Genomic DNA, 19960 nt, shown 5'->3' with positions numbered 1-19960 from the left:
TCCGTCGTTGAACGGGTCAGGCTTCCGGTTCGAACACGTCGGGGTTTGCCGCCCCTTCGCGGTTGATGATGGCCATCGTGCCCTTGCGGGCGACCCGGGAGAGCGCGTGGTCGACCAGTTTGATGGGTCCAGGCACCTCGGCGTGGAGCGTGGCGATGGCACAGGACCCCGGCTTGACCGGCGTGGTCTGGACGTACTTGTTCGGCGGTCCGGCGATAGAGCCCTGCTGCCAGACCTCGTCCCAGACGGACCCGATTGGGTGGAAACTGGAGTCGAGGTTCGGACCGCCGGTCACGAAGTACACGCGAGCGGTGTCGCCGACCGACATGCTCGGCGAACCGTGTCGGTCCGGCGTGATGGCGTACTTTTCGCCGTTCATCAGGACGTACGTCGGCTCTTCGGCCGCCATCGCCTCCATGTCGAAGTCGTGGTGCCCCTTCTCGCCGGTGTCGCCGGTAGTGTACAGTTCGTGCTGGCCGAAGTAGAACTCGTGGTCCACTTCGGGGAGCCCCTCTTTCGGCTCGACGAGTATCATCCCGAACATCCCCGAGGAGATGTGCATATCGAGGTTCGGGACGGCACAGTGGTAGATGAACGCGCCGGGGTAGGTAGCCTTGAACCGGAACGTCTTGGTCTGGCCCGGCGTGACCATCGACGCCTCAGCACCGCCACCGGGGCCGCGGACGGCGTGGAGGTCGATGTTGTGGGGCATCGAGTTCCCCTCCTCGTTCGTGATGGTGAGTTCGACGGTGTCGCCCCGGCGAACCCGGATCATCGGGCCGGGGATCTGGTCGCCGAACGTCATGTACGTGTAGGTGACGCCCGGCTCGATCTCTGCGACCTGCTCTTTGGTGGTCATCTCGACCGACACGGTCTTTGGCTCCGACCGGTCGATGGGGTCTGGAATCGCGGTCGGGTCCGCGGCAATACGGTCGACGTCGGTCTGTTGTGCGGCGTTCATAGCTGGCTCCTGTGGAGTCGTCTCCGCTTCGGTCGCTTGCTCTTTTGCGCCTGGTGCGCTGGCACAGCCCGCGAGTGCGGCCGTGCCGACGCCCAGGGCTTCTAACACCCGCCTCCGCGTCGCCGTCGGAATGGTTGACATGGGGAGGTCACTTCCTACAGATTGGACTCAGTGCGTGACCTGTATATATGGGGCCGGCAGATCTCAGCCGCTGAGACGCGTTCTTACGCGGTAAGAACGACAGTGAACGTGTTCGGGTCGGTGGTAAAGCATGGCGTCTAGAACCGGTAGCATATCTTAATTTCTAGATATGACAACCGAATAGCGACTGTCGTGCAGTAGCTCGGCCGGAAACTTCGAGTCGGCATCCATTTGAGCGCTGACCGTCTCCGTGATACTATGAATACGAGTTCGCCATATTTCGGCAGTCGAGACGCTCCCGGTGTGTGGTAACCATGTCGGGCAAAGACGACTACTACAACAGAGCGAAGCAGGAAGGGTACCGCGCGCGGTCGGCGTACAAACTGCAGCAGTTAGACGACACGGCCGGCCTCCTCGGCGAGGGGCGGACCGTCGTTGACCTCGGTGCTGCACCCGGCGGCTGGATGCAGGTCGCGGCCGAGCGCATCGGCGAACGCGGGACGCTTGTCGGCGTCGACCGCCAGACAATCGACGACTTGGAGGACCCCGAACCGACCGTCGAGTACGTCCGCGGCGACATGACCGAGGACAGCACGAAAGACGAGATCCGCGAGATCGTCGGGGAAAGCGACGGTAGCGGTGGCCCGGTCGACGTTGTCATCTCAGACATGGCTCCGAACATGACCGGGCAGTACGACCTCGACCACGCCCGGTCGGTCCATCTGGTCCGGCAGGCCTTCGAGGTCGCGACGGACCTGCTCGACGCCGGCGGGGACTTCTGTGCGAAGGTGTTCGACGGACAGGACCTCGATGACCTCATCGCCGACATCGAACCGGAGTTCGAGTACGTCCGCGAGGTCCGTCCCGACGCCTCGCGGGACTCCTCCTCGGAGCTGTATCTGGTGGCGAAACACCGCCTGACTGGGCCGGTCCGCGAGGGTGACATCGTCGAAGCCACTATCGAGGATATCGGTGAGGAGGGCGACGGTATCGCCAAGGTCGAGAACTTCACTGTGTTCGTCAGCGGCGTCGAGGACGGCGAAACGGTCGAGGTCCGAATCGATGACGTGAAACCACGGTACGCGTTCGCCGAACCGGTCGAATAAGCCGCTTCCAGTCGTTTTTAATCGGCGCTCGCCGGGGTCGTAACGACGTTGTTTCGCCGAGCAAAGCCGACGACAGCGTAGACGAACGGCGTGTCGAGAACGGCGATAGCGACTTTTAGCAGGTACTGGCCGACGATGAGTGCCAGCGCCTCGCTCGGCGGGACGCCCTGAAACAGGACGAAGCCGACGCCGATGAAGATGACCGTATCGATAAGCTGGCTGGTGGCTGTCGAGCCGATGTTACGGAGCCAGAGCTTCTCGCCGTCTGTTTGGTCTCTGAGCCAGTGGAAGACGAACACGTCCCAGTTTTGGCTTATGAGGTAGGCCGACAGGCTGGCGACGACGATGGCCGTGCTGGCCCCGAGGACGTTTCGGAACGCCGCGAGGTCGACCGGCTGGGCCGCCTGCGGGAGGCCGGGCGCGAAGATGGTGCTCCAGACCAGCGCCAGCAGGACGAAGTTCATCGCGAAGCCGACGTTGACGACGACAGTCGCGGCCCGGCGGCCGTACAGCTCGGCGTAGCAGTCGGACGCGAAGAACGTCAGCGCGTACGCCAGCGCGGCCCCGGGCAGGACGAGCGTCGACCCCGCAAGCGGGAGCGAGAACGGCAGCGAGAACGCGAGTAGCTTCGAGGCCGTCACCTGTGAGGTGACCAGCGCTGTCACGAACAGCGCGACGAGACCGACGCGCACCGCCTCCGACCGCTCACTGGTCATCGTCGAGTCGTCCCTGGCGTTTATCGATGTCGTCGAGCATGTCAAGTGTCTTTCGTACCGAGGCGCGGATAGCCTCGCTCCGGTTGACGAACTTCCCGTCTTCGCCGACGTGCTTGTCGATGTCGTCCAGCAGTTCGGCCGGGACTTCGACGCTTATCTTGGGCATATCTGAGGAATATACCGGGCATAAGCTTAGCCACTGTGGTTTATTGACCGGACGTATCGACTCGCAGGCGATCTCCAGACACCACGAGGGCTACTGCACTCACGACAGGCCGGATGGCGGAAAAGCCCAGATTTCGGCCAGTAGAGGAGCGTCTCGCGGGGCTGCTATCGGGATTTCAGGTCGTTACGAGTAGCACTGCGCGTTCCACGACTGCGACCGCGGCGCGATAATCGTCGAGGTTCACGACTCGGCGCTGCACACAGCTATCAGTCAGCCGGTTCGCTTCGGCGGTTCGTCGTCCGCCGGCCGCCCAGCGTGTACACCCAGAGGATGCCGAGCCCAAGCATGTACGCCAGCGCTGTTGGAATGCCGACGATAAACATCGTGAAGATGCCGCTGGGCGAGAGAATTGCCGAGAGGGCGACGATAGCGATGACGACCTCCCGCCAGCGCTCGTACATCAGGCGGAACGGGATGATGCCGCCCTTGTGGAAGAGGAACATCGTCACCGGAATCTCAGCCAGCAGGCCGATGCCGATGGTGAGGAAGAACACGAGCCAACCGAAGTTGCTCACCCGGTAGGCGATGACCATGTTCGAGTTCAGCTGGTCGTAGGCGATCCAGGAGATTGTCGTCGGGGCCACGTAGAGGAACCCGAGCAGGCTTCCGCCGATGAGTGCGGCGAACAGCGTCCCGCCCCAGATGCCGAGGATATTGCGGTTCCCGATGACGAGGCCGCGCTCACGCATCGCCGGCCACGCGAAGTACAGCACCACGGGGATGACCGAGACAGCGCCGAGTATCGTCGAGAACTTGACGATAAACACGAGGTGCTCGACGGGATGGAGCGTGACGATGCTCACGTCGGCGGCCATCTCCGGCGGGAGCCGGCTGACGAACGTCCGCTGTATCGACCCGATGCCGCCCTGATAGAGGAACAGGAACGCGGCGGCGAGCACCGCCCCGAAGATGCCCAGAATCACGAACGCCCGGGAAGCCAGCGCACTGAGGATGAACTGGATGTCGTAGTAGTAGCCGCCGATCTCGTCTTCAGTGGTCTCGTCCTCGGTGAAGGCGTCGACCATGCCAGCGGTCGTCGAGGTGAACACGCCTGCGTCTTCCTCGTCCGCTTCGGCGGTCCCGTCGGCACCGTCGCCCTCGCCCTCCGGCTCTGGGTCGTCCTGGTGGGCCATGTCCCAGCGGTCGAGGACGGCCTGAGCTTTCTCCTTGTTGTCGTCCGCAAGAGCGCTGTCGGCGTGAGCAAGCGCCTCGTCCTCGGTCATCTCCTCGAACACTTCGGGGGGCGCGACCTCGACGGCCGAGGCGTTGAGTTCCTCGATGTCGATGGCCGTCGGGTCGCCGACCTGACCGGGACCGGCTTTCTCGGACAGTGCGGTCAGAACGTGGTAGTACAGAACAGCAACAGCACCGATGACACCGAATACGGCGGCGAGAAGTACTGCTGTACTCTCGACCGGCAGCCCGAACAGCGCTGGCGGCTGAATGTCGCCAGTGAGCCGGTCGGACGGGAATACTTCGGCGAACTGCTGGATGTACTGGAATGCTGGCGTCGCCAAGACGTAGTACACCACACCGCCGCCCAGCACTGCACCGCCGAGAATCGTGTTCCAGTGCCCGCGGGCGACGGCACTGGTACTGACGAGGTCACCGGAGCGACGGACCAGCATCGCGAGCTTCGCCAGCGCGAGGCTGATACCGTAGAGGCCACACAGCGGCGCGGCCCACATGATCTGGGTGAAGGGGTCCGGCGGCGAGAACAGCGCCCCGAAGGCGAAAATCCCCATCACCGCGTAGCGCCACTTGTCCCGGAACGTCTCGTAGGGGACGATTTCGGTGTAGGAAAGCACCGTCATCACGAGCGGCAACTGGGCGGCGAGCCCGAAGGAGACGGCCAGCAGGAAGACGAACTGGAACCACTTGACGATGGAGTACTGTGGCGTGAAGCCTGCTTTGAAGGCATCTCCGGCGAGGAAGTTGAACATCAGCGGGAAGAACAGCTCGTAGGCGTAGGCGACACCGCCGAAAAACAGGCCCAGGCTTATTGTGACAAACAGCGCGCCCTTCCAGGTCGGGATGTGCTCGGCCGGCCACCAGCCGCGCTGGCGGAGCCCGTCGCGGCCGAAGTAGATCAGCAGCGGCAACGACATGAGAATCCCGATGACGGCTCCGATTTTCACCTGCAGGAGGATGACGTCGAACGGCGTGACCGCGACGATGCTCGTGGCCTCCTGTGTGGTGAGGTCCATCTGCGAGTACAGGAGATCGGCACGCAGCGTGTCCCAGACGCCGTACTGCAGTCCCATGATCGTGCCGATCATCCCGATGACGAAGACGATGAACACCTTTTGGAGGTGCACCTGCGCCGAGCGAAGCATCGCGCCGAGCGTTGCGCGCCCGCTCTGGACCGTCTGGACGGTGTCCTCGTCGATAGCACTCGCCATCTTCTCTGTGCCTAGCCCAGTGGGCGTTATCAATTTATTCATCCCGGTGACGGCCACTGCTCGAAAAGAAAGTTTACAACACCCACCGTCTAAGCCCGGGACAGATGGAGGACGGTGACGCAGATGACGAGCGGCGCAGGCCCGATGAGCCGCCACTACCGTCCGACGACGAATCCGACGAGTCGTCAATCCCCACCGACCCCGTGGCCGAAGCCGATGCCAACCGGGAAACGGACGACGTGACGGGCCCCGGTCCAGCGCCGGCCGGTGGTAACGAGGCCACTGTCGGCTCTCACGCCGCGCCGACCGAAGACGAATCCAGCGTCGGGCTGTTCGACCGGGACGCGTCGGACGTTGCCGCCGCTGTCCCGGCAGATGTCCCGACCGACTGGGGCAAGTCGACGCCGTCACCGGCTGGTGCCGGCGGTGCTGCGCCGACGACCGGGGGCGGAAACGCACCGAGCTACGACCCCGACGATGATCTCGTCGACGAGGGTGCCCCTGACGACGAGGAGATGCCCCTTGCCGACCACGTCGAAGAGATGGCGATGCGGCTGTTCGTCGTTGTCGGCGTGATGGCCGTCGTCGCCGTTATCGCCCTGCCGTACTCCGACGAACTCATCAACTTCCTGTGGTACTCCTTCCTCGATGGCCCGGCAAGCCAATGCGGTCAGGTCGCGACGAATGCCGATGGCAGTGTCGTCGAAGGGGCGGACTGTCCGAACGTGTACAACCCGCTCGCGCTGATTCTGGCGCGGCTGAAAGTGTCCTCGCTAGTCGGCTTTATCGTCGCCTTGCCGGTGTTCGTCTACCAGACGTACCTGTTCATGCGACCGGGGCTGTACCCCCGCGAGCGACGCTACTATCTGGCCGCGGTTCCGACAAGCCTCGTTCTCGCAGCTGTCGGCGTCGGCTTCGCGTACTTCGCCGTGTTGCGGGCGATGTTCGATTACTTCATTACCTACTCCGACCGTGCGGCCGACCTCGCATTCGGTCTGAGCGAGACGTTCAACCTCATCATCCTGATGTTGGGGCTGTTCGCGCTCATCTTCCAGATTCCGCTGTTCGTGATGCTTGCAGTGATGATGGGCGTGACGACCCGCCAGTGGCTGCAGGACCGGCGGCTGTACTTCTGGGGTGGCTTCGCTGCCGTGGCGTTCCTGTTCAGCCCGGACCCGACCGGGATGGCCCCGCTCATGGTCGCCGTGACGATGATCGGCCTGTTCGAGGGCACCCTGCTGCTCCTTCGCTGGACCGGCAGCACGTCGCCGGTCCCGACGGCGGACGACCTCGCCGCGCGCCGCCCGGTCGCGTGGCTGACCGCCGGTATCGCCGGCTACGTCCTCAGCCCCGCGCCGGTCCCGACGGGCTACTACGAGCAACTGCCAGCCACAGTTACTGAGACGCTTGCAGCCGTCGGCCTCGGGAACGCCACGCCGATGCTTGTCGGCGGCGGGATGATCGTCCTGTTCGAGGCGCTGGCGTACGCGAACAAGAACTACTACGGCTCGGTCAAACTCTGGCGCGGGTTCCGGGCCGCCCGCCTGCCGGTGTGGGCCGTCGCCATCGTCGTCGGCTACCTCGGCAGCCCCGACCCGACGCTGTTCCGCCTCATCAACCAGTTCAGCCTCCCGCGAAACGCCGCCATCGCCGTCGCCGCCGGCCTTGTCCTCCTCTACGAGGGGACCATCGCCGTCGCGCGCTGGCGAAGCCGGGAGGAATAAAATGGGGACCCTCCTCGTCGCCCGGCACGGCGAGACGACGTGGAACCGCGACGGTCGTATTCAGGGGTGGGCCCCGAGTCGGCTGACCGACCAGGGACAGAAGCAGGCCACGGCGCTCGGAACGTGGCTCGATGAGCGCTACGGCGTCGACCGCGTCTTCGCGTCGGACCTCCGACGCACCCGCGAGACGGCCGCCGCAGCCAACGACGGCTACGGTGGCCTGCCCGACCCTGAGTTCGAGACTGACTGGCGTGAGCGCGGCTTCGGAACCATGCAGGGCCTGTACGCGGAGGAACTGCTCGATGAGTTTCCCGGCCACGACCGGGACGCGAGCGTCATCTCACTCGATGCGGCCCCGGAAGGCGGCGAGGGCATCCCGACCTTCCGCGGACGGGTCGAGTCGGCCTGGGACCGGGCAATCGCGACCACCGACGCCGGTGAAACGACGCTGGTGGTCACCCACGGCGGCGTCATCAAGGTCTTGCTGGCGAAACTCACCGATGTGGACCCGGACGCGGCGCTGGCCAAAAGCTCACAGCCGAACTGCGCGGCCAATGAAATTCGATTGGATGCGGGCAGTCCCGAACTGGTCAGCGAAGAGATGACCGGCTGGCGGACGTTGCTGGACTGAGAGCGGCTTGCTCAGTCGACGGACGGATAGTCCGCGTCGAAAACGTTGCTGACCACGTCTTCTTCGGCTGATTCTTCTGTTTCCGGACTTACGCTGCCGGTTTCGTACCCGTGGAGGTCAAGCGTCACGTGGTCGAAGCCGCAGTCCTCGATGTGATCACGGGCGGTGCGAACGAAGTCAGGGTCGAGCGCGGTTTCGAGTTCTTCTTCGCCGACCTCGATACGGGCGAGGCCGTCGTGGTCGCGCACGCGGAACTGCTCGAAGCCCCACGTCCGCAGGAGTCGCTCGGCCTTCTCGACGCGGGAGAGGCGCTCCTCCGTGACTTCGAGACCGGTCGGAATCCGCGAGGAGAGACACGCCATCGAGGGCTTGTCGGCGACCGAGAGGTCGTACTCGCGGGCGATTTCCCGGACCTCGGATTTCTCGATGTCGTGTTCCAGCAGCGGGGAGTAGGCGTCCAGCTCCTCGACGGCGCGCAGGCCAGGGCGGTGGCCCTCGCCCGTGTCGGAGGCGTTCGTCCCGTCACACACGATGTCGATGCCGAGTTCGCGGGCGCGGTCGTACATCGCCCCCAGCCGCATCGACCGGCAGTGGTAACACCGCATGTCGTCGTTCTGCATGAACTCCTCGCTGTCGAGCTCGGAGAACTCCACGATTTCGTGACGGATGCCGATCTCCTCGGCGACGCGAGTCGCGTCCGTCAGCTCGGCAGCGGGGAGGGTTTCAGATTTGGCGGTACAGGCGATGGCGTCGTCGCCGAGGGCGTCGTAAGCCAGTGCGGCGACGACACTCGAATCGACCCCACCGGAGAAGGCGATAAGCACGCCGTCTCGCGACTTGAGGTCTTCGCGGGCGGCCGCTAGCTTCTCCGAAACAGCAGACATAGAATTTCTTTCTCGGTGGAGCGCAAAAACGCCTTCGCGTTCGGTGTTCGGCTGGCCGGGCCGAGCGGTGTCGACCGCCCACTCCGCCGCCGGAGCCGCTGGCAACGGGTTTTTTCTCGCTGGCGTCGAATGGGCGGGCAGATGGAGCTCGAATCGGTTCCGGGCGTCGGGGCGAAGACAGCCGCGGCGCTCCGGGAACTAGACGACCCGGAGGCGGCACTTCGGGACGGCGACGTGGCGTCGCTCGCACGCGCACCGGGAATCAGCGAGGGCCGGGCCGCCCGCATCGCTCGCGGTGCGATCCGGGCCGAACACGACGACTCCGGTGGGTTCACCGCGACGAAACGCGCCCGAGAGATCCACGAGGATGCACTGGCCCTGTTGACCGAGCGGACAGTGACCGACTACGCCGCGAAGCGACTGGAGACGATCTATCCCAGCGGCGTCCGCAGCCGTATCGAGGAAGTCCGCTCGTTCGCCGAGTCGGCGATGACCCGCAAGCCTGACCCGGCAGTTCTCGACGCCCTCTCGGCCGTTGAGCCGCTGGCTGAACCCGGCGACGTGCGGGTCCGGGACCGCTGTCTGGCGACCCGCGACGCCGAGCGCTACGCCGACGCGCAGGCCGCGATTCCGGAGGTCAGTGTCGAGGTCGTCGACGACGCCCGCCAGCTGGCCGAACTCGCCCGCTCGTACTCGACGGTCGTCGCGCTGGACGAGGCCTTCGCCGGCGTCGATATCGAGGGCGACGTACGGGTGGAGCCAAACGCGCTCGAAGAGCCCGAATCGGTCGTCCCAGAACGCGTGCTCACCTTCTTCGCCCGCAACCGCGACCGGATACGGGCCGCCGCCGAGGTCCACCGCGTCGCCGACCTCGACGCGCCGTGTGACCTTGAGACGCTCCTGTCGGCGCTTGCCCAGCTTGATGCGGACGGCAGCGTCAGCGGCGACGAGGAACTCGACCGGCTCGCCACTGCTGTCGACGACCTCGACGCGGCGGTGTCGACAGCCGAGAGCGTCGCCAACGACCACCTCCGCGAGGCTATCGAGGAGCAGGACGTGACCATCGAGGGGACGGACCTGCTGTCGCTGGTCGAGCGCGGCGCGGGTGTCGACTCGCTGCTCCAGCGGGAACTGGCCGACGAGTACGCCGCCGCCGTCGGGAAGGCCCGCGACCACCTCGTCGACGCGCTGGCGCTCCGGGACATGGAGGCGACGGCGCGCCGGGCGTTCCCCGACGAGCCCGCCTATCCCGTCGAACACAGCGAGGATGTCGTTGCCCGTCTCCGCGAGGAACTGACCGCCGCACGCGACCAGCGCGCGACCCGCCGGAAGCGGGAACTCGCCGACGACCTCGCCGAGATGCGCGACGACGCCGCGGCGCTGGTCGACGCCGCGCTGGAACTCGACGTAGAGCTGGCGATTGCCCGCTTTGCCGACGATTTCGATTGCACGATGCCAGCGCTGACCGAGTCTGAGGGCGTCGCCATCGAGGGCGGGCGCTCCCCGCTGCTGGATGTCCCCTTCGAAGTCGTCGAGCCCGTCGATTACGCTGTCGAGGGTGTGACGGTCCTCTCGGGGGTCAACAGCGGCGGCAAGACATCGACGCTGGACCTCGTGGCGCTGGTAACGACCCTAGCCCACATGGGCCTGCCCGTTCCGGCGGAGTCGGCCCGCGTCGGCCGGGTCTCCGAACTCCACTACCACGCCAAGACCCAGGGGACGCTGGATGCCGGCGCGTTTGAGGCCACGTTGCGGGAGTTCGGCGACCTCGTCGCGGATGTCGACTACCGTTCGGGGCCAGCGGGGGCCGAGACGGATGGAGACAGCGGGGTGACTTCGGACGACCCAGCGGCCGGGACCGACGACCGACCGGTGATGGTGCTGGTCGACGAACTCGAATCGATCACTGAGCCCGGAGCCAGCGCGAAGATTATGGCAGGCATCCTCGAAGCGCTGGGCGAACGGCAGGCCACGGCCATCTTCGTCTCACACCTCGCACGCGACATCCGCGCGGCCGCCGAAACCGATATCAGCATCGACGGCATCGAGGCGAAGGGGCTGGAAGACGGCGAACTACGGGTTGAGCGCTCGCCGGTCAAAGGGAAGCTCGCCCGCTCGACGCCGGAACTCATCGTCGAGAAGCTCGCCGACGACGGTGCCGACGATGCCGATGGGTTCTACAGTGATCTACTCGGGAAGTTCGAGTAGCGACTGCCCGAGACGCACTGACCTGTCACTGTGGGTGAAGCTGTGGCAAATGGTTAAGTGGGCCGCGAAGCTCGGTGAAAGTGATGAGTGACGACCCCGAGGACCGGATGCTCGGCTGGGACGAGTCCGTCTTTCGGGACGAACACGTCTTCGAAATCGACTGGCTCCCGGAGACGTTCAAACACCGGGATACCCAGATGGAGACGCTGAAGTACGCGCTCCGGCCGGCCGTCCGGGGGTCGCGCCCGCTCAACGTCATCGCCCGCGGACCGCCCGGGACGGGGAAGACGACGGCCGTCCAGATTCTGTTCGACGAACTCACCGCCCAGACGGATGTCAAAACTGTCCGGGTGAACTGCCAGATGGACTCGACGCGCTATGCCGTCTTTTCCCGCCTGTTCGCCGAGATATTCGACTACGAGCCGCCGTCCTCGGGTATTTCGTTCAAGAAGCTGTTCTCCCAGATAACCGACAAACTGGTCGAGGAAGACGAGGTACTCGTCGTCGCGCTGGACGACGTGAACTACTTGTTCTACGAGAGCGAGGCCAGCGACACACTGTACTCACTGCTGCGCGCCCACGAGGCTCACTCGGGCGCGAAAATCGGCGTCATCTGTGTCTCCTCGGACCTCGAACTGGATACCATCGACGCCCTCGATACACGCGTTCAGTCCGTATTTCGCCCGGAGGAGGTGTATTTCAACCCGTACGGACAGGCCGAAATCGCAGATATCCTGGGCGAGCGTGCCGACCGGGGGTTCAACGAAGGTGTCGTCGGCCCCACGGTGCTTGACCGCGTCGCCGAACTGACCGAAGAACAGGGCGGGGACCTCCGGGTCGGTATCGACCTCCTGCGCCGGGCCGGGATGAACGCCGAGATGCGCGCCTCCCGTTCCGTCGAAACCGAGGACGTCGAGGCAGCCTACGACAAGTCAAAATACGTTCACCTCTCCCGCCGGCTGCGGGAGCTGTCGGACTCGGAGACCGCGCTCGTGGAGGTCATCGCCGCTCACGACGGCCAGCAGGCCGGCGACATCTACGACGCCTTCTCAGAGCAGACGGACCTGGGCTACACCCGGTACTCCGAGATCATCAACAAGCTCGACCAGCTCGACATCATCGATGCTGACTACACCAACGTAGAGGGCCGGGGCCGCTCACGGGAACTGACGCTCAACTACGACGCCGACGCGGTGCTGGAACGGCTGTAAGACACTGTATTGGTTTGTTTACGCCGGTGGAAAACCCGCCCCCTGTTTGGAGACAACTGATAGCTTTCCGGACTCTGTCTGGGGTTATGACTGTTATAGATTCTTTGCTAGGAGTTAGAGGCACTATTCCGAAAGATAATTCAACATCTAACTATCTATTTTGAACCGATGAAAAAACGAAATTATATTGCCAGCCTGGGGAGCGGTCTCACGCTGCTGGCCGGGTGTGCTACGGGAGAAGGGAGCGGTGAGGGCGAGACGAACTCGACAGCGACGGAGACGGAAACCGCCACCGACACGCCGACACCGACGCCGACACCGGAGCCTGACCCGGAAGCAGTCATCACCGATGCAGGGTTGATCCGAGAACGGGGCCGGTACACCGATCTGGCACGGAGTATTACTGGCGTTGGCCTTGGCGGCGAGGCTATTGTCGGGATGGAATACAACCTCCCGATCAAAGACGGTGCCGTATCGGCTATTGCTCAGGCAACAGTGTACGACGACGCCGGCACCCAGATCACCCAGTCGTCGATGGATGTCGACAGAGTTGTACAGGACGAATCGGAGTTCATCTCACGGCAGGGGTGGTTCGCGGTCGAAACAGATGACTGGACCACCGGGAGCCACACGATAGAACTGGTCATCAACGCCACAAACTACGGGACAACCAGTGACCCAATGTCCGTCGAGTTTGATGTCGTTAAGCCACTGGGTCCCGAGGATGTCGAACTTGAACTGGTCGAGAAACCGACGACCATCAGGGTAAACAAGGAGTTTGACCTGACGTACAACATCCGGAATGTGAGTGACAGGGACTCGAGCCTCGTCGTGGACACAGTATTCATCGATCATCAAGAGCTAGAAGGAATTGAACTCGAACGGGACATCACTGGGAACATCCCGAAGGGTGGCCGGGAGCAGTTCGACGAAGCAGACCTCTCATTCAGAGTGGCCGGCGAGTTCACATACCAGATTCCGGAACTCGACGTAGAGTTCCCGTTCACGATTAAACCGCCGAAATAGCACGCCTCACTCCATCTTCTCGAACGTCGTCTCGGCCCACTGGACGGCGTAGTCAGCGCCGTACTCCAGATAGGCCTCGGTGTCGAGTGCGGCAAACGGCGCGGGCAGGTCGAGGCCGTGCTTGACGCCGCTGCAGGCGAGTTCGGCGGCCGCGGCGAACTCCGTCTGGCCCTGTGCAATCTCGCTGGGGAGGTCTTCGAGGCGGGGTTGCAGGCGCTCGCCGGCGTCGTCCCACGCCGCGTACAGACCTGGATAGTCGTCGGCCCAGTCGCCGAACTCCGCACGGGTCTGGAGCCCGAGGTACGCCGTGTACACCGCCGCTGCGAGCTGGTATCGGGCGTTCGCATCGAGGTGGTCCTCTGTGGCAGCCACGAACTCCGGGTACTGTTCGCCGAAAAAGCCCAGAAAGTGCTCGGGTTCGTCGAGGCTGACCTCGACGAGCGCCTCCGCGACGAGAAACGAGACGAAGTCGTCCGGCGAGGTCTCCAGCCGCGGTTTGACGAACACGCAGGGCGGAACCGTCTGGCGCGTCCAGGCGACGCCGCCGTCGCCGGGCATCCCGATGGTGAGGTCATTCCCGATGTACTCCTGTAGCACCTCTGGCGCTGTGGTCGGGAGCCACGCACCGTCGTAGGAAATCTGGTCGAGGCTGTCGGTCACCAGCAGGAGTTCCTCGGCGACTGCAGGGTCCAGTGTCTCGAAGTCACGGTCGCAGTTCAGTACGAGCGTCTCGGGGGCGTAGGCCGCACGTACTGCCGGCAGATCGCCGGTCAGTGAACGGTCGGTGAACATCTACGCCGAGAACAGGACGAGGTTGATGATGATGCCGACCGACAGTAGTGCCGACACGCCGATTGTTCCGAGGACGATTTTTGTGGCCTTGCTCATGCCAATGAGTATCTCGGGCCAGACATTAAAACTTGAGAAACGATTTTCGGGGTCCACAGTGAGTGTCGAGTATGCGCCGCGAACGCACTTCGACGGGCACCGCCTGGGAACAGCAGGTTGGCTACTCGCGGGCGATACGCACTGGCGATACCGTCCGTGTCGCCGGCACCATCGCAACGGATGACGGCGGGGAGGTCGTCGCGCCGGGTGACCCGTACGAACAGACGAAACACGCCTTCGGTATTGTTTCGGACGCACTGGCAGCCCTTGATGCCGCTATCGAGGACGTGGTCCAGACCCGGATGTATGTCACCGACATCGACGATCAGGAACGGGTCGGCGAGGCCCACAGCGAGTTCTTCGGCGACGTTCGTCCCGTGGCGACGATGGTCGAAGTGAGCGGGCTGGCCACACCAGAGGCCGCTGTCGAGGTCGAAGCCGTCGCAGAAGTCGAGTAAGGCGCTGGGCGACTCTCTCCGCGATTACTTGTCAGTCCTGCCGACACCCGCGCGGCGGGCGACGGCACGCCACTTCCCGGAGCGGAACCGACCGACATTGACAGCGGCTTTTAAGTAGAAATCGCCGATCAGCGCGGCGAAGATAGCCGGCAGGCCGAGTCCCAGCCCCGGAGAGAACGAAACGCCGATGACGGGGATCGGTATGACGAACGCCGTCGGCAATGCGAGCGCGGCGACCGGGAGGCGGTAGCAGTAGCTTGCAAGCACGGTCCCGTACAGCGGCCACCGGGTGTCACCAGCACCCCGAAGGCTTCCGCGCATCGTCCGTGACATCGAGAAGCCAGCGACGAGCAGTCCGAAGACGCGAACAAACGTCGCCGCCAAGTCCGGGTAGGCGGTCCCGAACAGGGACACAATGGGGCGGGCGAACACCACGAGGAGCAGCGCGACGGCCAACTGGACCGCGAGTGCGACACCGAGCGACTGCCAGCCGTACGCCGTCGCTTCCTTCGGGTCGTCCGCGCCCAACGACTGTCCGACCAGCGTCGACGCAGCGGTCGCATAGCCCCACGCCGGCATCAGCGCGAGCAGCATGACCCGGCGGCCGATGGCGTAGGCCGCGAGCGTCGGCGTGCCGAGCACGCCGAGAATGAACAGAAACGGGAACCGACCGAACGTCTGGAGCAGGCGCATTCCCGACAGCGGGAGCGCAACACGGACGAGTTCGGTCAGCAGGCCGAGGTCGAACTGCTTGCCACCGAGCGGGAGCGCCGTCGCGTACCGACCGGAGGCCAACAGTCCGAAGAAGATGACTGCAGCGAGCGTGTTCGCTGCGACAGTCCCCCACGCAGCCCCCGCGATTCCCATCGGTGCAACCGGTCCGAAGCCGAATATCAACACGCCGTTGAGCACGACGTTCGTCGGCACGGTCAGCAACCGGACGTACATCGGCGTCCGCGTGTCGGCGCTCCCCGCGAGGGCACGAGCAGCGACCATACTCCAGAACCGCGGCACCATCGACAGCATCACAATCGCGAGATACGTCGCGCCGTACTGTATTGCGGCCGGGTCATCGGAGAGAACGTCGAGCAGCGCAGTCGGATACACCCACGCGACAGCAGTCAGTGGCAACGATAGCACGATTGCAAGCCACAGCGACTGCTTGACGGCTAGATTTGCCCGGTCCGGCTGGCCGCTCCCCTGCAGGCGGGAGACGACGCTAATTGTGCCAGAGGAGACTGCGAGTGCAAGTCCGAACCCCACGAAGTAGTACTGAAATCCCAGTTCGAGACCGGCCAGCGCGGCGTCGCCAAGTGCCAGACCGACCATCAGAAAGTCCGCGAGCCGCAGCAGGATTCGTAGGCCGCCCGTGACCATCACCGGCGCGGCCAGGTCCGTCGCCTCAATGGCCCGGTCCCGGTCGACAGCATCCAATCTGGAGAGCGCGACCGGGACGGTGCGTACCAGCCGGCGGAGGGCGTCGCCGAGCACAGTTGTGCCACGGCGAGCAGGCAAACGTAGCTTACGACTTCGATACCCCGTAGGATTGCACACAGCGCTTATCTACGCAAACCCCTTTCTATGGCTATGGACCAATCCGCCTCTAGACGGTCGTTTTTGACCGGTGTCGGGGCTGCTGCCACCGCCGGGCTTGCCGGGTGTACAGGCCTCGGATTCGGGGACCAGACGTTGACGATGATCGACTGGGGGTACGTCTACAGTAACGACGTCATCGAAGCCTTCGAGGAGCGCCACGGGGTGACGGTGGAGCGACAGGCCGCACAGGGGTCGGCCGAAACGCTCGCGCAGTTGCGGGCCGGACGAGCCGATTACGACCTGGTGCCGCTTGGAAACTACGCGGTGACGCCGGCGATGGAAGAGGGCTACCTCCAGCCGCTCGACCTCGACCAGGTGCCGGCATACGATGACGTGTTCGACTTCCTGAAAGCGGATTACTTCGAACAGGACGGCGAAGTGTACGGGATTCCCCGGAGCTTCGGCCAGACGCCGCTCGCCGTCAATACTGACATCGTCGAGCAGGACGTCACCGCGCTGGCTGACCTCTGGACCGAACCGCTCGCCGGCGTCGTCGGTGGTCGCGACGACGCGCGGCTACAGGTCCTGTACCGAAACGCCGCGAAAGGCGAGCCGCTCAACCCGACACGTGCCGACGACGTGGACTTCGATTCGCTCCGGACCGACCTCATCGACCGACTGGAACTGACTTCCGGGCTCTGGAACAACGGAGGCGAGTCAGAACAACTGCTCCGCAGTGAGGAGGTCGGTGTCCAGCCGGTCTGGAACTACGTCATCCAGTCGATGCAGTCCGACGGTATTCCCGTCGAACGGGTCTACCCCTCTGAGGGAACGAAAGCGTGGTTCATCCAGCACTGTATCCGAGACGGTGCGGAGAACCCCGAGCTGGCACACACCTTTATTCAGGAGTGGCACACGCAGATGGGCTACAAGTCGCTGATGGAACCGAGCAATATCGCCGTCCCGAACGAGCAGGTATTCTCTGAACAGGACGTCGAGAAGGCGGCGTACGGACTCGACGACCCGGACCAGTTCATCTACGAGGAACCGAAACCTCAGCCGCTCATTGAACAGTACACTGAGACGTGGAACCGGGCAAAGACGGAGGCTGATCTGTAGTGAATGCGCTCGCTGTTGACGGTCTCGGCAAGACCTTCGACGGAGCGCCTGCCGTCGACGATATCTCGCTGACTGTCGAGCAGGGGGAGTTTTTCTCGCTCATCGGACCGTCCGGCTGCGGCAAGACGACGACGCTCCGGATGCTTGCTGGCCTCCTTACGCCGGACTCGGGACAGGTGCTGCTCAATGGACAGGACGTGACGGACCGACCCGCCCGCGAGCGAGCGACGAACATGGTGTTTCAGGACCTCGTCCTGTTCCCCCATATGAGCGTCGCGGAGAACGTCGGCTATGGGCTGGCCCGAAGTGGTGTTACAGAGCCGGAGCGCGGACAGCGCGTTGAGGACGCTCTGGCACTGGTCAATCTGGCGGGATTCGGCGACCGTGACCCGTCTGACCTCTCTGGCGGCCAGCGCCAGCGGGTCGCACTGGCCCGGGCGCTGGTCAACGACCCGGCGATACTGCTGCTTGACGAACCGCTTGCGTCACTCGACCGGGCGCTTCGGGAAGATATGCAGGCGGAGTTCCGCCGGATACAGCGCGACAGCGACACGACCTTTCTGTACGTCACACACGATCAAGAGAGCGCGATGAGTATGTCCGACAGAGTCGCCGTGATGCGGGACGGACGCATCGTCAACGTTGGCCCGCCTCGCCAGCTATACACGGACCCACAGACCCGGTTCGTCGCGTCGTTTCTCGGTGACGCCACGTTGCTAGACGGCGACGTTATCCGCCGCGAGGGTCCCGACGTTGTTGTCCAGACCGGTGCTGGACCACTTCGGGCCGACGCAGACGCAGCGAGCTACGCCGTGGGCGACACGGTGACGGTCGCAGTCCGACCGGAAGCAGTGACGCTCGGCGGCGGCGACCTGACCGGCACCGTCACCGACGTCGCGTACAAGGGCTTCTACGAGGAAGCGACCGTCGATTGCAGCGGTGCGGAACTGGTCGTCCGACGCGAACGCAACACGGCGGCACCGGACACCGCACCATCCGCTGACGGCGGCACAGACCTCCCGTTCCGCGTCGGCGAGACCGTCGAACTGGGCGTGAGCCGGGCTGTTCTCGTCAGAGATGAGCGTCGCTAACACACCCGGTCGGCTCCGGGACTGGCTCGTCGCTGGCAGCCCGCTCTTACTGGCACTGGCACTGGGCGTGTTTCCGCTCCTGACGCTGTTCGTCGAGAGCATCGGCCCCGGCCTCGGCGGCGAGAACTACGCGGAGGTGCTGTCGCCCCTGTACCGCGGCGCACTGCTGTACTCTATTGGCGTCGGTGTCGGCGTCACTGCTGTCTGTCTCGCAGTCGCGTATCCGATTACGTACTGGATTGCCCACCGGTGTCCGGACCGGTACCGGCTCATCGCGCTGGTCTCAGTGACGTTGCCGCTGTGGCTCAATTACGTAGTGCTCAACTACGCCTGGGTGTGGATTCTGGCCCGGGGCGGCGTGGTGAACCGAATCCTCGTCGGGACAGGCCTCCTCGATTCGTCCCTTGACCTCCTGTACAACAATATCTCGATGGGGATCGGGTTCGTGTACATCTACCTTCCGTACGTCGTCTTGACGATGTATGTCTCGATGGAGCGGCTCGATTACCAGCTCATTGAGGCCGCACGAGACCTCGGCGCGAGTGATGTCCGGGTGTTTCTCGACATCGTGCTCCCGCGAACGCTTCCCGGCGCGGCGGCGGCGACGCTCATCGTCTACGCACGCATCGCCGGGGCGTTTGCGACCCCGGAAATACTCGGCAGTCCCGGGAACGTCATGATTGCACGGCTCGTCGTTCAGGCGTTTCGGCAGTACACGAACTACGGGTTCGCGGCGGCGCTATCGTTCGTGTTCCTGCTGCTGGTGCTTGGAACGCTCGGGCTCGGGGCGCTTTCGCCGCGAGTCAGACGGGAGTTACGACAATGGTGAGCCGCGTCACGCGGCTGGCTGAACGCGGGGCTGGCCGGCTCCCGGGCATCGTTGTTGCGCTGACGCTCGTGTTTCTGTACACCCCTGTTCTCGTCATCGGGTATCTGTCGCTCTCACCGGCCGGCCAGCCGACGATTCCCATCGACGCGTTCTCGCTGCGGTGGTACACCGCAGTTCTGACTGACACACGGTTCATCCGGGCGCTACTGACGAGCCTCGGCATCGGCGTCGTCACAGCTACTGGTGGGACTGCGCTGGGGCTGGCCGGCGCATACGTGATCGTTCGGAGTCAGCTCCCTCAGCTTGCCCGTCGAAGCATCGCCGTGATTATCGCCCTGCCGCTGTTCGTTCCAACAGTTGTTGTTGCGTTCGGTATCGGGCGCGCCAGTGCGCTCGTCGGCCTCGGCTACGGCTACCTTCCGGTCATCCTCGGCCATCTGTTCTGGGTACTCCCGTTCACGACGTTTCTCATCGCCGCCCGCTACGCGGAGCTAGACGACCGTCTTTCGGCTGCAGCCCGCGACCTCGGTGCCGACGACCGGACTGTGTTCCGGACGATCACAGTCCCGCTGTTGTGGCCGGCACTGATGGCGAGTGTACTGTTCGCGTTCGCGCTCTCGTTCAACGAATTCCTCATCACGTTCTTCCTCGCCGGGTCGAGTGTGACGACGGTCCCGCTGGAGATATTCGGCAAGGTCAGAATCGGTGCCACGGCCTTCCTGAACGCGGCGAGCGTGCTCGTTATCGTTGTCAGCGCTGTGGCGGCCGGTGTGGCTTCGACGCTGCGCCGTCCTGTGTGAGCG

18 protein-coding genes are annotated in these 19960 nt (G+C 64.2%); 11 read left to right on the top strand and 7 right to left on the bottom strand.

Features of this window, described 5'->3' with window-relative positions; translation table 11 throughout:
• Positions 1-16 precede the first annotated feature (16 nt).
• The gene (gene nirK / locus G9C82_RS08575; RefSeq protein WP_004960400.1) at positions 17-1102 is read right to left on the bottom strand and encodes a copper-containing nitrite reductase; all 1086 of its coding nucleotides are present in this window, start codon (positions 1100-1102) and stop codon (positions 17-19) included.
• Positions 1103-1416: 314 nt separating this feature from the next.
• Here nirK and G9C82_RS08570 point away from each other — a divergent pair, with 314 nt between their 5' ends.
• Positions 1417-2208, top strand: coding sequence for a 23S rRNA (uridine(2552)-2'-O)-methyltransferase (locus G9C82_RS08570; protein ID WP_011224472.1), 792 nt, complete (start codon positions 1417-1419; stop codon positions 2206-2208).
• 17 nt (positions 2209-2225) lie between these two features.
• On the opposite strand, the gene G9C82_RS08565 is transcribed toward G9C82_RS08570, so the two are convergent.
• The 3 genes from G9C82_RS08565 to G9C82_RS08555 all read right to left on the bottom strand — a co-directional run bounded on the left by G9C82_RS08565 (position 2226) and on the right by G9C82_RS08555 (position 5552).
• The gene (locus tag G9C82_RS08565; RefSeq protein ID WP_127013882.1) at positions 2226-2924 is read right to left on the bottom strand and encodes a queuosine precursor transporter; all 699 of its coding nucleotides are present in this window, start codon (positions 2922-2924) and stop codon (positions 2226-2228) included.
• On the bottom strand, positions 2914-3090 hold the full coding sequence (locus G9C82_RS08560; protein ID WP_004960391.1) for a ribbon-helix-helix domain-containing protein: 177 nt from the start codon (positions 3088-3090) through the stop codon (positions 2914-2916). Before G9C82_RS08560 ends, G9C82_RS08565 begins: the two co-directional genes overlap by 11 nt.
• 266 nt (positions 3091-3356) lie before the next feature.
• Positions 3357-5552: a twin-arginine translocase subunit TatC gene (locus G9C82_RS08555; protein WP_127013881.1), complete on the bottom strand. Its 2196-nt coding sequence runs from the start codon at positions 5550-5552 to the stop codon at positions 3357-3359.
• A 104-nt stretch (positions 5553-5656) separates the two neighbouring features.
• Here G9C82_RS08555 and G9C82_RS08550 point away from each other — a divergent pair, with 104 nt between their 5' ends.
• Positions 5657-7276 carry a twin-arginine translocase subunit TatC gene (locus G9C82_RS08550; RefSeq protein ID WP_127013880.1) on the top strand — a complete coding sequence of 540 codons (1620 nt, stop codon included), beginning with the start codon at positions 5657-5659 and terminating at the stop codon, positions 7274-7276.
• 1 nt (position 7277) lies between these two features.
• Positions 7278-7907: a histidine phosphatase family protein gene (locus tag G9C82_RS08545; protein WP_049939064.1), complete on the top strand. Its 630-nt coding sequence runs from the start codon at positions 7278-7280 to the stop codon at positions 7905-7907.
• Between the two features lie 11 nt (positions 7908-7918).
• Here G9C82_RS08545 and larE read toward each other — a convergent pair whose 3' ends face one another.
• Entirely contained in the window at positions 7919-8791 is an 873-nt protein-coding gene (gene larE, locus G9C82_RS08540) for an ATP-dependent sacrificial sulfur transferase LarE (protein WP_007187881.1), read from the bottom strand.
• 141 nt (positions 8792-8932) lie between these two features.
• On the opposite strand from larE, the gene G9C82_RS08535 reads away from it, so the two are divergent.
• From G9C82_RS08535 to G9C82_RS08525, 3 genes are all read left to right on the top strand, one after another.
• Positions 8933-10999 carry a helix-hairpin-helix domain-containing protein gene (locus G9C82_RS08535; protein ID WP_127013879.1) on the top strand — a complete coding sequence of 689 codons (2067 nt, stop codon included), beginning with the start codon at positions 8933-8935 and terminating at the stop codon, positions 10997-10999.
• 83 nt (positions 11000-11082) lie between these two features.
• Positions 11083-12210 (top strand): ORC1-type DNA replication protein, encoded by a 1128-nt coding sequence (locus G9C82_RS08530; protein WP_007187883.1) that lies wholly within the window; start codon positions 11083-11085, stop codon positions 12208-12210.
• A 168-nt stretch (positions 12211-12378) separates the two neighbouring features.
• Positions 12379-13236, top strand: coding sequence for a hypothetical protein (locus tag G9C82_RS08525; protein ID WP_127013878.1), 858 nt, complete (start codon positions 12379-12381; stop codon positions 13234-13236).
• A gap of 6 nt (positions 13237-13242) precedes the next feature.
• On the opposite strand, the gene G9C82_RS08520 is transcribed toward G9C82_RS08525, so the two are convergent.
• Positions 13243-14028 (bottom strand): hypothetical protein, encoded by a 786-nt coding sequence (locus G9C82_RS08520; protein WP_127013877.1) that lies wholly within the window; start codon positions 14026-14028, stop codon positions 13243-13245.
• A gap of 167 nt (positions 14029-14195) precedes the next feature.
• Between G9C82_RS08520 and G9C82_RS08515 the strand changes: the two genes are divergently transcribed.
• Entirely contained in the window at positions 14196-14582 is a 387-nt protein-coding gene (locus G9C82_RS08515; protein WP_004960360.1) for a Rid family hydrolase, read from the top strand.
• Positions 14583-14606: 24 nt separating this feature from the next.
• On the opposite strand, the gene G9C82_RS08510 is transcribed toward G9C82_RS08515, so the two are convergent.
• Positions 14607-16073, bottom strand: coding sequence for an MATE family efflux transporter (locus G9C82_RS08510; protein WP_127013876.1), 1467 nt, complete (start codon positions 16071-16073; stop codon positions 14607-14609).
• A 96-nt stretch (positions 16074-16169) separates the two neighbouring features.
• On the opposite strand from G9C82_RS08510, the gene G9C82_RS08505 reads away from it, so the two are divergent.
• From G9C82_RS08505 to G9C82_RS08490, 4 genes are read left to right on the top strand one after another with little or no spacing between them, the layout of a single operon-like run.
• Positions 16170-17237: a PotD/PotF family extracellular solute-binding protein gene (locus G9C82_RS08505; RefSeq protein ID WP_229380410.1), complete on the top strand. Its 1068-nt coding sequence runs from the start codon at positions 16170-16172 to the stop codon at positions 17235-17237.
• Positions 17237-18328: an ABC transporter ATP-binding protein gene (locus tag G9C82_RS08500; RefSeq protein ID WP_127013875.1), complete on the top strand. Its 1092-nt coding sequence runs from the start codon at positions 17237-17239 to the stop codon at positions 18326-18328. Before G9C82_RS08505 ends, G9C82_RS08500 begins: the two co-directional genes overlap by 1 nt.
• On the top strand, positions 18315-19157 hold the full coding sequence (locus G9C82_RS08495; protein WP_004960347.1) for an ABC transporter permease: 843 nt from the start codon (positions 18315-18317) through the stop codon (positions 19155-19157). Before G9C82_RS08500 ends, G9C82_RS08495 begins: the two co-directional genes overlap by 14 nt.
• Entirely contained in the window at positions 19151-19957 is an 807-nt protein-coding gene (locus G9C82_RS08490) for an ABC transporter permease (RefSeq protein WP_004960342.1), read from the top strand. Before G9C82_RS08495 ends, G9C82_RS08490 begins: the two co-directional genes overlap by 7 nt.
• Positions 19958-19960: the final 3 nt, after the last annotated feature.

Source organism: Haloarcula sp. R1-2, from assembly GCF_011627385.1.
Classification (GTDB): Archaea; Halobacteriota; Halobacteria; order Halobacteriales; family Haloarculaceae; genus Haloarcula; species Haloarcula marismortui.
This window is presented reverse-complemented; position numbering and strand designations above follow the sequence as displayed.